We start from the raw sequence: 15190 nt of genomic DNA, 5'->3' as shown, positions 1-15190 counted from the left end.
GTTATTGAAAAATAAGCATAAATTAACTCTTATGTCTTATATAAGACTTGGCCCAGCCGCGCCAAACGGCGGTACCATTTCGTCATGCAGTTCGCTTCGACATACGGGGGCGACACGCTGAACCCTTTATTCAAACGCGCTTTGCTCTCAGGAGAGGCACATGACCCAATATCAAGACGACATCACCGCTGTGGCTGGTTTGAAGCAGAAACAAGGCAGCGCCTGGGATGCCATCAATCCCGAATATGCCGCACGCATGCGTGCCCAGAACCGATTCAAAACGGGTCTGGACATTGCCAAGTACACGGCCAAGATCATGCGCGCCGACATGGCCGCCTACGATGCGGACCCGTCCAAGTACACCCAGTCGCTGGGTTGCTGGCACGGCTTCATCGGCCAGCAGAAGATGATCTCCATCAAGAAGCACTTCAACACCACCGACCGCAGCTACCTTTATCTGTCGGGTTGGATGGTTGCGGCACTGCGCTCGGAGTTCGGACCGCTGCCGGACCAGTCGATGCACGAAAAAACCTCTGTCACCGCGTTGATCCGCGAGCTGTACACCTTCCTGCGCCAAGCGGACGCCCGAGAACTCGGCGGTCTGTTCCGCCAACTGGACGCGGCCGAAGGGGCTGCCAAGGCCGCCATCCAGGAAAAAATCGACAACCACGTCACCCACGTCGTGCCAATCATCGCAGACATCGACGCGGGTTTCGGTAACGCGGAAGCCACCTACCTGCTGGCCAAGCAGTTCATCGAAGCCGGCGCATGCTGCATTCAGATCGAGAATCAGGTGTCCGACGAGAAGCAATGCGGTCACCAGGATGGCAAAGTCACCGTGCCGCACGAAGACTTCCTCGCCAAGATTCGCGCGATTCGCTACGCATTCCTGGAACTGGGCGTGGACGACGGCATTATCGTGTCCCGTACCGACTCGCTGGGCGCCGGACTGACCAAGCAGATCGCCGTGACCCACACGCCGGGCGACTTGGGCGACCAATATAATTCCTTCCTCGATTGCGACGAAATTTCCGCAGATGCCCTCGGCAATGGCGACGTCGTCATCAAGCGCGATGGCAAGCTGCTGCGTCCCAAGCGCCTGCCCAGCAACCTGTTCCAGTTCCGCGCTGGCACGGGCGAAGCACGCTGCGTGCTGGATTCCATCACCGCACTGCAAAACGGCGCCGACCTGCTGTGGATCGAAACCGAAAAGCCGCATATCGCCCAGATCGCCGGCATGGTCAGCGAGATTCGCAAAGTGATCCCGAACGCCAAGCTGGTGTACAACAACAGCCCGTCGTTCAACTGGACCTTGAACTTCCGCCAGCAGACGTATGACGCGATGAAGGCGGCCGGCAAGGATGTCTCAGCCTACGAGCGCGGCCAGCTGATGAGCGAGGAATACGATGACACCGAATTGGCCGCCGTCGCCGACGAAAAAATTCGCACGTTCCAGGCCGATGCGGCGCGCGAAGCCGGTGTCTTCCACCACCTGATCACACTGCCGACGTACCACACCGCCGCACTCTCGACCGACAACCTGGCCAAGGAATACTTCGGCGATCAGGGCATGCTCGGCTATGTGGCTGGCGTGCAGCGCAAGGAAATCCGCCAGGGCATCGCCTGCGTGAAGCACCAGAACATGTCCGGCTCGGACATCGGCGACGACCACAAGGAGTATTTCAGTGGCGCCGCGGCCCTCAAGGCAGCGGGGAAAGACAACACCATGAACCAGTTCTAACCGGTTCCGATGACAAAAAAACCGCTCGATCGAGCGGTTTTTTTTATCCCACGACGGCAAGCGCTGCCGTAGGCATGCGTGTCGACGGATTAGCCGACGAACGCACGCTCGACAAGGTAGTGCCCCGGGGCGTGGTTATGGCCTTCCACGAAGCCACGCTTCTCCAGCAGCTCGCGGGTGTCCTTGAGCATGGCCGGGCTACCGCACAACATGATGCGGTCGTTTTCCGGCGAAAATTCCGGCAAACCGATGTCGGCGAACATCTTGCCCGATTCAACCAGCTCCGTGATACGGCCCTGGTTTTCGAACTCTTCGCGCGTCACCGTCGGATAGTAGATCAGCTTGTCGCGCACGTATTCACCCAGATACTCGTGCGCCGGCAGATGCTGCGTAATGAGATCGCGATACGCCAATTCGCTGGTGAAGCGGCAGCCGTGAACCAGGATGATGTGCTCGTAGCGATCGTAGACTTCCGGGTCGCGGATGATACTCATGAACGGCGCGAGGCCCGTGCCCGTCGAAAGCAGGTACAGATGCTTGCCCGGCAACAGGTTGTCGTCGATGAGCGTGCCGGTCGGCTTGCGGCCAACGATGACCTTGTCGCCCGGCTTCAAGTGCTGCAGACGCGAGGTCAGCGGACCGTCCTGCACCTTGATGCTCAGGAACTCAAGCTCTTCCTCGTAATTCGCGCTCGCCATGCTGTAGGCGCGCAGCAGCGGTTTGCCTTCCACTTCCAGCCCGATCATCGTGAACTGGCCATTGACGTAACGGAACGAAGCGTCGCGAGTGGTCTTGAAGCTGAACAACGTATCAGTCCAGTGGTGGACTTCCAGCACGGTCTGTTGATTCTGAGTACTCATATTGGCTTGACGTATGACGACGGGCGGCGGCGCGGCACATCGACGGAACTAATGCCCGAATCGCCTGACATGCGAATGCGCGAGCCGTCCTTGATGGCCCCGATGCCCGGACCCCAGGCGCGCCAGGGAGACGCACTCCCGGTTTTGGGCGGGAAAACCCCATTATTTTACCTCAAACGGGAATTGCTTTCATTTGTCCCCATCGGGCCGCAGGGGTTTTGGCGGAATCGCGCGCCAACGCAGCGCGTCGACTTGACCGAACACTCGCGAAGTCCTTCGTATTCCGACCGATGTGACGCATCGAGCAGCTCGCGGGGCAAGTTGACGCCAACCAAAAGTCACGCCAGTACGCAAGCCCCCATCGGCTAGGGAAACCCCCAAAGCCCGCCCAGCAAGGGATTGCGCCGGCGCATGACCGGAGATGCCCGTAGTTACCGGGTTTTTGTCATCACGAACGAGAAAGTACGCGGCATCGCACAACAAAATCGCCGCAAACCGTTGTCAGGACTGGCCCACAGCGCGCCGATGGCTCTATAATGCGGCTGCCCGGCCAGTGTCGGCGCCCTCTCGAGGCGTGACGGGATGGATCTTAGGATCGCGTTTGCGTGACGTGTCGCGATGGCGACTTTCTGGCATGTGCCGCGTGCCTTATGGCGCGGATACAACACCGACACTCGCCAAATGGCGAAAGTGTTAGAGTTGTCGCCGGTATTCACCACCTCTCAAGGGAAACACACATGAACAAACAGGAACTGATCGACGCCGTCGCTGGTGTTACGGGTGCTAGCAAGGCTCAAACCGGCGAAACCCTCGACACTCTGCTCGAGACCATCAAGAAGGCCGTCGCCAAGGGTGACGCGGTCCAGTTGATCGGCTTCGGCTCGTTCGGTTCGGGCAAGCGCGCCGCACGTACCGGCCGCAACCCGAAGACCGGCGAAGCGATCAAGATCCCGGCCGCCAAGACCGTGAAGTTCACGGCTGGCAAGGCGTTCAAGGACGCTGTGAACAAGAAGTAAAACCAGTTGCGCGCAGGCCGGCCTTCGGGCCGGCCTATCTTTTTTGCTCGCATGGCCGCCCTGCGGTGTGCAGCAATGGATATGCGTCACGTCATCCTCTCGCGAGGTCCACGACTGATGTGACGCTGCGTGCCTCGCGGGTGTCCTGCACACCGCAGCTCGGGCACCGGGCGCCCGCGACGAGACGCTCCCAGCGTCGTCTCCTGCCCCACGCCGGCAGAGACTCTCCTGTTGTCTTCCCCAGCCGTCAACACCCGCCGTTCTGACACGCATTGCCGATGGCTTTTTGCGAATCGCCGTACCTCGCGCAGTCCCCGCGCCACCCTTTCGTATCGGTCTTCCTTGGCGCTTGGCCCCGGGCAACTATGCTATGTTGCGTGACATGACACGCGTGACGACAGCGGCCATCGCCGCCGCCATCGAGGGACCGCCCGTTGCCGGCCAGCGCCCCACTCAGACGCGCACGGCGCTTGGCGCCGGGCGCATGCGGCGCATGTCCGCCGCACGCCTGCTCGTTACCCTCGCCGCGCAGATTCTGCAACCATGGCCGTCGTTACCGACCGCGGGCGAGAACAGCGACGCCGCGTCCACTGACGCCGAGGTCGTGCACGAGTTGCGAATTGTGATACGTCGTCTGCGTGCGCTGATCGATGTCTTTTCGCCGTGGCTCAAACCTCGCTGGCACCATCGGTTGAACGGGGAATTGCGCTGGCTGGGGCAATCGATGGGCCCTACGCGAGATACCGATGTGTTAGCGACAACGACATTACCCGCGTTGCGCGCCGACTTTCCCGACATCGACTGGCCTGCGGTGGAAAGGCATGTGGAACACCTGCGCCGCGACGCCCGCGCACAAGTTGCCGCGGCATTGACCGGCGAGCGCCAACAGGCATTGCATGGGTTGCTGCTCAACGCATTCGGGATGCGCGAGGACGGTCGATGCAAGATTCGCTCGGCCAAGGCATTGCGTCGCCCCTCTCGTACGCCAGGCAAGCGGTCGCGCGCGCTGGCGAAGCATGCCCGCAACATGCTGCGCGCCCAATATATCGCGCTGTTTCCGGATTGTCGCCAGTTGGCCATGCTCGACACCGAGCAGTTGCACGCGTTGCGCGTGAAGATCAAGAAGGCCCGTTACAGCGCCGAACTGTTGGCACCCTGGCTGCGCAAATCGGTCTGCTCGCCCTACGAGAGCACGCTGCATGCCGCACAGACGCTCCTTGGGCAACTCAACGATGCCGTCGTCGCGCAGCGAATGTGCGAAGCCATGCCGTTGCGCGACGAACAGCGCAGTGCCATGATCCGACGCCTCGATACGATCATCGTCAACACCACAAGCCGCGCGGCGCACGTGCTGGGTCAGTTGCCGGATGCGCACACGCTGGAGCGCGGCATGCGCGCCCGCTAAGCGCTCACGCCACCTTCGTGCGCAGCAGGCGCATGCCGTTTGCAATCACCAGCAGACTGGCCCCCACATCGGCGAACACCGCCATCCACAGCGACGCCAGCCCGACCACCGCCAGCGCGAAGAACACGGCCTTGATGGCGAGCGCCACGGCAATATTCTGCTTGAGCACCGTTGCGGCACGCCTCGACAGCGCCAGGAAGGCCGGCAGCTTGTGGAGGTCATCATCCATCAGCGTAACGTCGGCCGTCTCCAGCGCGCTGTCGGTGCCGGCCACCCCCATCGCGAAACCGACGTCCGCGGCTGCGAGCGCAGGGGCGTCGTTAATGCCGTCGCCGACCATGCCCACGTACCCGTACGTCTCTCGCAAGGCCGACACCGCCTGCCATTTGTCTTCCGGCAACATTTCGGCACGCACGTCGCTCACGCCCGCCTGCCGACCGATCACTTCCGCGGTCGCACGATTGTCCCCGGTCAGCATTACCGTGTGAACGCCCATGCCGGCCAGACGCGCGATGGCGTCACGGCTTTCCGCGCGCAGCGTGTCGGCGACCGCCAACACGGCGATCGCCTGCGTTTCACTGGCCAGCACGATGGCCGTGCGGGCTTGCGCCTCGAGACGTGCCAACGTCGCCTCCACGTGCGCATTGCACACGCCGAGCGATTCGATCAGACGATGGTTGCCGAGGTAGTAAAGGGTTTGACCGACACGCCCCTTCACGCCCATTCCCGCGAGCGCTTCGACCTCCGTGACCGACGGTAATGCGCCGAGGCCCGCTCGCGTATGACCGTCGACCACGGCGCGCGCAACGGGATGGGTGGTCTGCGCGTCGAGCGCGGCGGCGAGCGTGAGTGCCTCGTCGTGTGACGTTTCGCCCAACGGCACCACGTCGGTCAGGCGCGGCTCGCCACGCGTCAGCGTGCCCGTCTTGTCAAGCGCGACCGCGCGGATCAGACGGCCGGTTTCCAGAAATGCGCCGCCCTTGATCAGGATCCCGGCACGGGCTGCCGCCGTCAGACCGCTTACGACCGTGACCGGCGTCGAAATCACGAGCGCACACGGACACGCGATGACCAGCATCACCAGCGCCTTGTAGATCCAGGGCGACCACGCCAGACCGAAGGCCAGCGGCGGCATGAGCGCGACAAGCAACGCACACAGCACGACAACCGGCGTGTAGATCCGCGAGAACTTGTCGACGAAACGCTGCGTCGGTGAGCGTTGTTGTTGTGCGGTCTCCACAATACGCACGATGCGGGCAAGTGTCGTATCGCCCGGCGCAACGCGCGTGCGATACACGATCAAACCGCTTTCGTTGATGCTGCCCGCGTAGACCTCGTCGCCCACCGTCTTATCGACGGGTACGCTCTCCCCGGTGATCGACGCCTGATTGAGCGCCGAACTGCCCTGCTCGATCACGCCGTCGATGGCAATGCGCTCCCCTGGCCGCGCACGCACGCGCGTGCCCACCGAAAGGGACGCCGAGGGCACGTCCAACCAGTTACCGTCCGGCTGTTCGACCGACGCCTGATCGGGCGCCAGGCGCATTAGCGCTTCGACGGCTCGGCGGGCCCGCGTGAGCGATGCGGCTTCGAGCTTTTCCGATAAGGCGAACAGCACGATCACCATCGCCGCTTCCGGCCATTGACCGATGCACATCGCGCCAATCACGGCCAGCGACATCAGGAAATGAATGTTCAGCGTGAGGTGACGCAGCGCGATCCAGCCCTTCTTGAGCGTTGGTAGTCCGCACGCGAGAATGGCGGCCACGACCACGGCGCCGACCCAAGGACTGTGCTCAGGCACGCCGGACCAGACCGCGATCTCGCTCGCCGCAGCCAGCAAGACGCCCGCCACCAGACGAGCAATGTCTGCCTTGCGGCTCGCGGGGGCGGCGGCGCATCGGTGTCGCCGCCGACCAGCGGCACCGGCGTCATGCCTAGCTTGCGCAACGTGTCTGCGACCGCCTCCCCATGCCGGGCAACGTCGGTCGACGACGCGTTGCCGTCAAAAACGATCGTTAATTCTCGCTTGAGCAGATTGAAGTACAGCGCATCGACGCCGGGCCGATGCTCAAGCTGATCGCGGATGAGACGCTCTTCCGTCGGGCAATCCATCTGATCGATTCGGAAACGGGCCTGCGGCGCCCCCGTCGACGGCATCGGTTCGTCGGGTGCAAAACGCGCAGCGCCTGCGCAACACAACGAGTCGTCGTGTGCATGCGCGGGACTTGAGGCGCATGTGGCGGCATGATCGTGCGCATGACCGTGGTCGTGCAAGTGGTCGTGCGAGTGTCCTTGAGCGTGCGCGTGTTCGCTATCGTTGGCGTGCGAAGGGTCGTGCCGATGCCCGTGATCGTGACGATGACCGGGGTCATGCGCGGGGTGATCTGTCGCCGTCGAGCCGGCCAGACGGGCCGAATCCGAGGGGTGGGACATGGGAACTCCTGATTGACTGATTCGTGTTACCCTCCATTCAAAACCCTGTAGTCACTACGGAGTCAAGCATGAAAATCGGAGAGCTGGCCCGCGCAGCGGGCACCGATGTCGAAACGATCCGCTATTACGAGCGGGCAGGCCTGCTGGCGGCCCCGCCGCGCACGGACGCCGGGTATCGTGCCTACGGCGACGACCATCTGGAAGCACTGCGTTTCATCCGCCACTGCCGCTCGCTCGACATGCCGCTCGCCGATGCGAAACGTCTCGGCGAACTCGCCCACGACACGAACGTGACGTGCGAAGACGCGAACCAGTTGATCGAAGCCCACCTGACTCGCGTGCATGCCCGCATTCACGAGTTGCAGGCGCTCGAACAACAGTTGCTGCATCTTCAGGCGCAATGCCATAGCCGCCACGAAACCAGCGATTGCGGCATCTTGCGTGCCCTCATGCAAGGCGCGCATGGCGAAGCCTGCGCGTGCCACAACGAAATCGACCCGATCGAAGTCGCCTGCGACCACAATCACTCGCCCATGTGAACGTCGCGAGCGTCGCTGTCCTGCGGCGCCCCTCTGCCGCTCCGCGAGCGGTATCGGCTCCCCCTGCCACGACAAAGCGTGCACGCCTTGACAGTCTCCCAAGCATGCTCGCCGCTCGCTCGCCAATCCCGGCTCGGTTTGCCATGAACGTGGCGACGATTGTGAAGAATGGCGGCGTTTCCCCTGAAAACAAGGGCAAACCGACACAGTTTCTATATACAATGTCCCGCACACGAATACGCAGGTCGGAACCAATTCGTGTGAGCCGTCAGCGCGCGGCGTTCAGGATGCCCATCGATATGTCGGCATCCGTTTCAATTTTGCTTATTTGTCGGAGACCTTATGTCCAGCGATGTATCCGCTACGCCCACCCCCGCGACGGAAAGCACCGCCGACATCGTGATCATGGGTGCTGGGGCGGCGGGGATTTCCGTGGCGGCCAGTCTGCGACGCCGCCGTCCATCGCTCTCGATCACGATCGTGGACCCCGCCGACACGCATTACTACCAGCCGGCCTGGACGCTCGTCGGTGCCGGCGAGTTCGACGCGGCGCGCACGGCGCGTCCGATGTCGAGCGTCATTCCCAACGGCGTGACGTGGATTCAGGCGGCCGTTACGGCTTTCGCGCCGGACCACCAGCAAATCCTGCTCTCGGACGGTCGTCGCCTCGGCTATCGCTACCTCGTCGTGGCGCCGGGCCTGCAACTGAACTGGGAGGCCATCGACGGCCTGACCGACACGCTCGGACGTAACGGTGTCACGTCCAACTATCGCTTCGATCTCGCGCCCTACACGTGGTCGCTGGTGCGCGACTTCAAGGGTGGCAATGCGCTCTTCACGCAACCGCCGATGCCGATCAAGTGCGCGGGGGCGCCGCAAAAGGCCATGTATCTGTCGGCACACACGTGGCGTCAGAACGGTGTGCACAACAAGACGAAGATTGAATTCCATCTCGTGGCTCCGGCCCTTTTTGGCGTGAAGGATTACATCCCCGCGCTCATGGAATACGTCAAGCGCTACGCGATTTCGCTCAATCATCTCTCGCATCTGCGGGCGGTCGATGGCGAACGTCGCGTGGCCCGCTTCGAGATTTTCGACGCCGACGGTCAATCGCAATTCGTCGACAAGCCCTTCGACTTGCTGCACGTTGTCCCGCCGCAAAGTGCACCGGATGTGCTGCGCGCAAGCCCGTTGGCCGACGCGGCCGGCTGGTGCGAAGTCGATCCGGCCACACTGCGCCACGCGCGCTTTGCCAATATTTTCGGCGCGGGCGATGCCATCTCCGCACCCAACGCCAAGACGGCGGCCGCCGCACGCAAGCAGGCGGTTGTCGTTGCCGAGAACCTGCTCGCCGCCATGGACGGCCGCCCACTGCCCATGCACTACGACGGCTATGGCGCTTGTCCGCTCACGGTCGAACACGGCAAGATCGTACTCGCGGAATTTGGCTATGGCGGCAAGCTCATGCCCACGTTCCCCCTCGACGGCACGAAAGCGAACCGTATCGCGTGGGTGCTGAAAAAGTACGTGCTGCCAAAGATTTATTGGGATGTCATGCTACGCGGTCGCGAGTGGCTGGCGCAACCCAGTCGTCCCGGCCATAGGTAAAACCCGAACTCAATTTTCAAAGACGGGTGCCGTTAATGGACATAGGACCCGGTTTCCCGACCGGGCACGAGCTTCTTGTCGGGCCACGCCTAGTGCGCGGTCTGCCCGAGCGCGAGGAACGCGGTGCCATGGCCGGCAAGCCTTATCCGCCTCCTCGCACGACGGCCGACACATTTTCGCGTCTTATGCAGAACATGATTCAAGGGCTTTCTGGCGGCACGACCTGTTCGACGCGTGAGCTTCCTCTGCCGGGTGGCGCTGCCCGCGGCGATGACAAACGTTCAACCTTACGGGCGACGTCCGCCTGCTTGCCGAGATGAACGATACCAACGCGTTGCGACGGCAAGTCGTGCTCGCCGACCTACTGCTGGATCGCCAGCGGCTCCTGCGCGCCCTTAGCCTGGAGTTGCGCACGCCAAACCCGCCGGGCTGCCATTGTGCGCTGGTCGTGCTGCACGTGGGCCGTGGTCAGCGCATGGCAACCCGCCAACCGGCTATTTCGGACGCCGATCTGCTTGCCACCGTTGCGTTTCGCGTCGGTTCGCGCATTCGTCGCCGTGACATCATCGGTCGCGTGTCCGATCAGCAGATCGCCATCTTGCTGCGCGATCTTGGCAGCCGCGACGCGGCGATACAGATCACCCGCCGCTTCATTCGCGCCGGCGAATCGCCGGTGCCCTGCGGTAACGGCCTGCTCTACCCGATCATCTCGGCGGGGATCACCCATCTGCCCCAGGTGCCGGTGTGGCCCGCCACTCTGCTTGAGCACACGTCGGATGTCGCCGACCAGGCGATTCGCGAGAGCGCCTCGCGGTTTCTCGTGACCGAAGCCCCGGCGGCGCCCACAGACAGTGTCAATCCGCCGGACGAAGCCGGCAACGAACATCACTGGCGCAACGCCATCGAACGCGCGCTGTCGGGGTCGGAATTCCGGCTGCACTACCAGCCACAGATCGACATGCGCACGCACCGGCTGACCGGACTCGAGGCGCTCATCCGCTGGCAGCGCGACGACGAACTGATCATGCCGGGAGAATTTATCCCGGCTGCCGAGCGTTGCGACGTGATCGGCCCGATCGGCGACTGGACACTGCACGAAGCCTGCCGTCAGCTCGATCAATGGCATACGAACGGCCACGAGTATCCGCGTGTGGCGGTGAACCTGTCAGCGCAACAAATGCGCGTGCACACCCTGGACACGATCCGCTACGCCCTCAAGCACCATCGAGTCCCGCCGGACAAGCTCGAAATCGAGATCACCGAGTCGTCGCTGATCTCACACCTCGACGAGGCTGCAACGCTGATGAACGAACTCGTGGCGATGGGCGTGCGCCTGTCGCTCGATGATTTCGGCACCGGCTACTCAAGCTTTGTGCGCCTGAAGCGCTGGCCGTTCGGCACCGTCAAGATCGACTACCAGTTCGTGGCCGGCGTGCTGCTGGGCGGCTACGACACCGAGTTGATTCGTGCCATCATCGCCATTGCCCGCAAGCTCGAAATCGAGACTGTGGCGGAAGGCGTCGAAACGAGTGCCCAGCGCGATGCGCTCGCGTCGATGGGCTGCCATGCGTGGCAGGGGTACCATTGCACGCGGCCCCTTCCGCCGGGCCCCATTGAGACGTTCATCCGCGACTGGCACGGGCGGCTGTAAGCGCGCCCGCCGCCTTCAACCGGCCCACCCCGGGTCGGTGCGCGGTGCAATCGTCGCCGTCCACCGAAAGCCCACCCCGGCGACGCCCGGGGCGAGTCGACCCAGACATCGGGCTCACCGGCCCGGGGTCGCCAACCCAGACAGGTCCGATGCCCAAGACGAATCCCGATGCATTCGCCCCATCACCGTTTCGCGCCATTTCACTCGTTGCCGCCACCCTCTGCCTGACCCTGAGCACCGCGGCACGTGCCGACCTATCGCTCTTGCAACCACCGCGCGCCCTCTCGGGCGGTGCGCCGTTGCAACTGACATTGCTGGCCACGCACGACGGCCAGGGGCACAAGACGCTTGCGTTGCCGAACAAGATCGTCGTGCGTATCTCGAACGACGACTTTAAACCCACGCTGATCTCCCTCAAGCGCGCGGCGCTCGCGCCCGCGCACGTGACACTCTCGAGCGGCCAGTTCCGGCGCATCACATACGCCGCCGACCTGCCGAAAGAGCTACGCGGCTCGGTGCGCGTCGAGCCGGTCGATTGGGATGCCTCGACCACCACGATCGTGCTCGATCGTGCCGCACCGACCCTGCCCATGGTCGCCGCCACCCCGGTCGCTCGCGGCGGCGGTGCCGCGCCGGGTACCGCAGTCGGTGCGTCCGCGTCAGCCGCTGCGCTCACCGCGGCCGCCTCCAACGCACTCGCCAGCACCGCTCCCGACGCGATTGCACCGACTAGCGACGCCGAGTTTGCGCGCATCTCCTCGAATGAGCCGATGTACATCGCATTCGGAAAGAACGGCGACGCCAACGCACGCTTCCAGCTCAGCTTCAAGTTCCATATCCTCAAGCCGGAAAATCCCGCCTCGAAGGCCTTCCTCGACAACCTGTACTTCGGCTATACGCAACTATCGGTCTGGGATCTGGAGGCCGAGTCGGCCCCGTTTCGCGACTCCAACTATCGGCCAAGCCTCTTCTACTACGTCCCCGACACCGGCGTGCGCGCGAGTTGGTTCTCGTCTCTGGGCGTCGCGGCAGGGTTCGAGCACGAGTCCAACGGCAAGGCGGGCGAGGATTCTCGCAGCATCAACACACTGTTCGTCAAACCGATCTTCAAGTTCGGCAATCCCGCCGAGTACCACTGGACGGTGGCGCCGAAGCTTTATGCGTATCTCGAGAAGAAAGACAACCCCGACATCCAGGACTACCGCGGCTACCTGGATCTGCTCGTGTTGTGGGGCAAACCGAATGGGTGGCAGATCGGCGCGACCTTGCGCAAGGGCATGAAACGCAACTATGGCAGCGTGGACCTGCAGGTGACCTATCCGCTGGGCAAGCTGATACCGGGCACCGGCGGCTACCTGTGGCTCGGTTACTTCACCGGTTATGGCGAGGATATGCTCGACTACAACCGCCACTCTCGGTCGCAGGTGCGGATCGGGTATAGCGTATTCCGCTGGTAGCCAAGCGAACGTCCGGCTGGGGCGGATCGTCACCGGAGGGCCGCCCGGCGCCCCGAGTCGACATGATTCCCCAGCCAAAGCTCAGAACACGAGCACGAGGGCGCCCGCGACGATCAGCGCCCCGCCAAGGGCTTCCTTGAGCGAGAACGGTTCACCGAGCACGCTCCAGCCGATGATCATCGCCATCGCCACGCTGAGCTTGTCGAGCGGCGCAACGCCCGACACGGGTCCCAACTGCAGCGCACGGAAGTAGCAAAGCCACGACAAACCGGTCGCCACGCCGGAGAGCACCAGAAACAACCATGTGTTTGCGCTCAGGCTCGCCGGGCGCTGCCACTCGCCGCGCATGCCCACGATCGCCAACGTCACGGCGAAGATGATGACCGTGCGTATCAGCGTGGCCATGTTCGAGTTGACCTGCGCCACCCCGAGCTTTCCGAAAACCGCCGTCAGCGCGGCGAAGAACGCCGAGCCCAGCGCAAACAGTTGCCAGCTACGCAACATAAATCATCCTTATGGCTATCCCTTTGGGCCGGCCCCCACCTGAACTCACCGGCATGTCCGCCACCAAACCCCGCGGTGGGGGATTCAACGGCAATCCGGCCATCAATGCGATAATGGCGCCTGTTTTGAACGCCCATCCCGCCTTTGGCCGACACGCCCCCTATGTCCGAACTGCATGACCGCCCCGACAGCCCCTGCATTGGCGTTTGCTCGACGCTCTTCGACGACGTCTGCAAGGGTTGCGGGCGCACCGCCGACGAAGTGTCGAACTGGGTATTCTTGAACGACGCCGAGAAGGCCGCCGTGTGGGCGCGCATCACTCGCGAGGGCAAGGCGATGCGCTTTTGCGAGAGCCGGTCTACGACTTCGCCGCCTTGAACTGAAGCGACTTGTACTCGAGGAACTCCTCGAAGCCGTACACGCCGTTCTCACGTCCGTGCCCGGACTGTTTGAATCCGCCGAACGGCGCCTTCACGTTGAATTCCCCGCCATTGATATCCACCTGCCCCGTGCGGATCTGACGCGCCACCCGCACCGCGCGCGCCTCGTCGCCCGACCACACGCCGCCGCCCAGCCCGTAGATCGAGTCGTTGGCAATACGCACGGCATCGGCCTCGTCCTGATACGTGATGATCGAGAGCACCGGACCGAAAATCTCCTCCTGCGCGACCGTCGCGTCAGGCGCCACGCGACCCAGCACCGTCGGCTGCACGAAGAACCCCGCCTCGAACCCGGCCGGCACAGCATCCCCGCCCGCGATCAACTCCGCGCCTTCCGCCAGACCTTTGCGGATATAGGTCTGAACTCGCTCGCGCTGTGCGGCGGACGCCAACGGTCCGAGACGCGTCGTTTCCTCGCGCGGATCCCCCAGCGTGAAGCGCGCGACAGCCTCCTTCGCCAATGCCTTGACTTCCTCATAACGTGAGGCAGGCACAAGCATGCGCGTGTGCGCCGAACACGTCTGGCCGGAATTCAGATAGCAGGCGTTGAGCGTGCCTTTGACCGCGGCGGCGAGATCTGCATCGTCGAGCACGACCGATGCCGATTTCCCGCCGAGTTCCAGTGCGACCCGTTTGACCGTCTGCGACGCGACTTCGGACACGCGCTTACCTGCCCGCGTCGATCCCGTAAAGGACACCATGTCGACGTTCGGATGCCGCACCAACGCCTCGCCGACCACGGGCCCGAGCCCGGTCACGAGATTGAACACTCCGGGCGGCAGCCCCGCGTCGGCGATGACCTCGGCCAGGATGAACGCGTTGAAAGGCGCCACTTCCGACGGCTTGAGCACCACCGTGCAACCGGCCGCCAGCGCTGGCGCCACCTTCAGCGTGATTTGATTCAGCGGGTAATTCCACGGCGTGATGGCCGCTACCACGCCGACCGGCTCGCGCACCACCAGCGAATTGCCGACGCGCGCTTCAAATTCGAACGTCTCGGCCAATTCGGCGTATTGATTCCAGTGATAGACAGGTCCGCCCACTTGAATAGCGCGAGCGAGCTTGATCGGCATGCCGGTCTCGCCGGTGATGACTTGTGCGAGCGCGTCCGTGCGCGCCTTCAGGCCCGCAGCAATCCTGCGCAGGTAGACGGCCCGCTCGGCAGGCGGCGTGGCCGCCCAGCGATCGCGCGCATTCAGCGCGGCGGCAACGGCCGCCTGCACGTCGTCCGTTGCGCCCTCTGGAATGCGGCCCATGAGCGTCCCGTCAGCCGAGTGAAAGACGTCCAGCGTTGCGCGCCCGACCGGCGTCACCCACCGGCCGTCGATGAAAAATTTGTCGTACGTGATCATGCGATGTCTCCTGCGGGGAGGTTCCCGACGAGCGATCATTGTAGTCCGCGCGCCCACGCATCTCGCACGCTTGCGACGAAATCAGTCGACTCCGACACGCAGCTTCCGAGATTCCTAAGCTGCGGTCAGATGACGCAAGCACCGATTGCCCGCACAGGACCGACGCGCCTACGGCATCGGG

12 protein-coding genes and 1 pseudogene are annotated in these 15190 nt (G+C 63.4%); 8 read left to right on the top strand and 5 right to left on the bottom strand.

Features of this window, described 5'->3' with window-relative positions; all coding sequences use genetic code 11:
• The first annotated feature begins 160 nt into the window (after positions 1-160).
• Positions 161-1741: an isocitrate lyase gene (locus DRB87_RS10500; RefSeq protein WP_130025856.1), complete on the top strand. Its 1581-nt coding sequence runs from the start codon at positions 161-163 to the stop codon at positions 1739-1741.
• Positions 1742-1830: 89 nt separating this feature from the next.
• Here the strand turns inward: DRB87_RS10500 and DRB87_RS10495 are convergent, their stop codons facing one another.
• Entirely contained in the window at positions 1831-2601 is a 771-nt protein-coding gene (locus tag DRB87_RS10495) for a ferredoxin--NADP reductase (RefSeq protein WP_026132014.1), read from the bottom strand.
• Between the two features lie 737 nt (positions 2602-3338).
• Here DRB87_RS10495 and DRB87_RS10490 point away from each other — a divergent pair.
• The gene (locus DRB87_RS10490; RefSeq protein ID WP_017234305.1) at positions 3339-3617 is read left to right on the top strand and encodes an HU family DNA-binding protein; all 279 of its coding nucleotides are present in this window, start codon (positions 3339-3341) and stop codon (positions 3615-3617) included.
• A gap of 370 nt (positions 3618-3987) precedes the next feature.
• Positions 3988-5022 carry a CHAD domain-containing protein gene (locus DRB87_RS10485; RefSeq protein ID WP_130025855.1) on the top strand — a complete coding sequence of 345 codons (1035 nt, stop codon included), beginning with the start codon at positions 3988-3990 and terminating at the stop codon, positions 5020-5022.
• 4 nt (positions 5023-5026) lie between these two features.
• Here DRB87_RS10485 and DRB87_RS10480 read toward each other — a convergent pair whose 3' ends face one another.
• Both DRB87_RS10480 and DRB87_RS23500 read right to left on the bottom strand, forming a co-directional pair.
• Positions 5027-6865 (bottom strand): heavy metal translocating P-type ATPase, encoded by a 1839-nt coding sequence (locus tag DRB87_RS10480; RefSeq protein WP_240756248.1) that lies wholly within the window; start codon positions 6863-6865, stop codon positions 5027-5029.
• 152 nt (positions 6866-7017) lie between these two features.
• Positions 7018-7137: pseudogene (locus DRB87_RS23500) on the bottom strand (hypothetical protein); the annotation flags it as partial.
• Between the two features lie 389 nt (positions 7138-7526).
• On the opposite strand from DRB87_RS23500, the gene DRB87_RS10475 reads away from it, so the two are divergent.
• From DRB87_RS10475 to DRB87_RS10460, 4 genes are all read left to right on the top strand, one after another.
• Positions 7527-7997, top strand: coding sequence for a Cd(II)/Pb(II)-responsive transcriptional regulator (locus tag DRB87_RS10475; protein ID WP_130025854.1), 471 nt, complete (start codon positions 7527-7529; stop codon positions 7995-7997).
• A gap of 342 nt (positions 7998-8339) precedes the next feature.
• A complete protein-coding gene (locus tag DRB87_RS10470) occupies positions 8340-9605 on the top strand; it encodes an FAD/NAD(P)-binding oxidoreductase (protein ID WP_130025853.1) in 1266 nt (421 codons plus the stop codon).
• Positions 9606-9921: 316 nt separating this feature from the next.
• Positions 9922-11256: a bifunctional diguanylate cyclase/phosphodiesterase gene (locus tag DRB87_RS10465; protein ID WP_130025852.1), complete on the top strand. Its 1335-nt coding sequence runs from the start codon at positions 9922-9924 to the stop codon at positions 11254-11256.
• A 149-nt stretch (positions 11257-11405) separates the two neighbouring features.
• Positions 11406-12713: a phospholipase A gene (locus tag DRB87_RS10460; protein ID WP_130025851.1), complete on the top strand. Its 1308-nt coding sequence runs from the start codon at positions 11406-11408 to the stop codon at positions 12711-12713.
• A gap of 81 nt (positions 12714-12794) precedes the next feature.
• On the opposite strand, the gene DRB87_RS10455 is transcribed toward DRB87_RS10460, so the two are convergent.
• A complete protein-coding gene (locus DRB87_RS10455; protein WP_130025850.1) occupies positions 12795-13217 on the bottom strand; it encodes an EamA family transporter in 423 nt (140 codons plus the stop codon).
• Between the two features lie 162 nt (positions 13218-13379).
• Between DRB87_RS10455 and DRB87_RS10450 the strand changes: the two genes are divergently transcribed.
• Positions 13380-13595, top strand: a complete 216-nt coding sequence (locus tag DRB87_RS10450; protein ID WP_130025849.1) for a DUF1289 domain-containing protein — start codon at positions 13380-13382, stop codon at positions 13593-13595.
• On the opposite strand, the gene DRB87_RS10445 is transcribed toward DRB87_RS10450, so the two are convergent.
• Positions 13576-15009 carry an aldehyde dehydrogenase family protein gene (locus tag DRB87_RS10445; protein WP_130025848.1) on the bottom strand — a complete coding sequence of 478 codons (1434 nt, stop codon included), beginning with the start codon at positions 15007-15009 and terminating at the stop codon, positions 13576-13578. The two genes, DRB87_RS10450 and DRB87_RS10445, sit on opposite strands and share 20 nt — an antisense overlap.
• Positions 15010-15190 lie beyond the last annotated feature (181 nt).

This window comes from Pandoraea sp. XY-2, assembly GCF_004193915.1.
Taxonomy (GTDB): Bacteria; Pseudomonadota; Gammaproteobacteria; order Burkholderiales; family Burkholderiaceae; genus Pandoraea; species Pandoraea cepalis.
The sequence above is the reverse complement of the archived record's forward strand: the minus strand, read 5'-3'. Positions and strand labels throughout refer to the sequence as shown.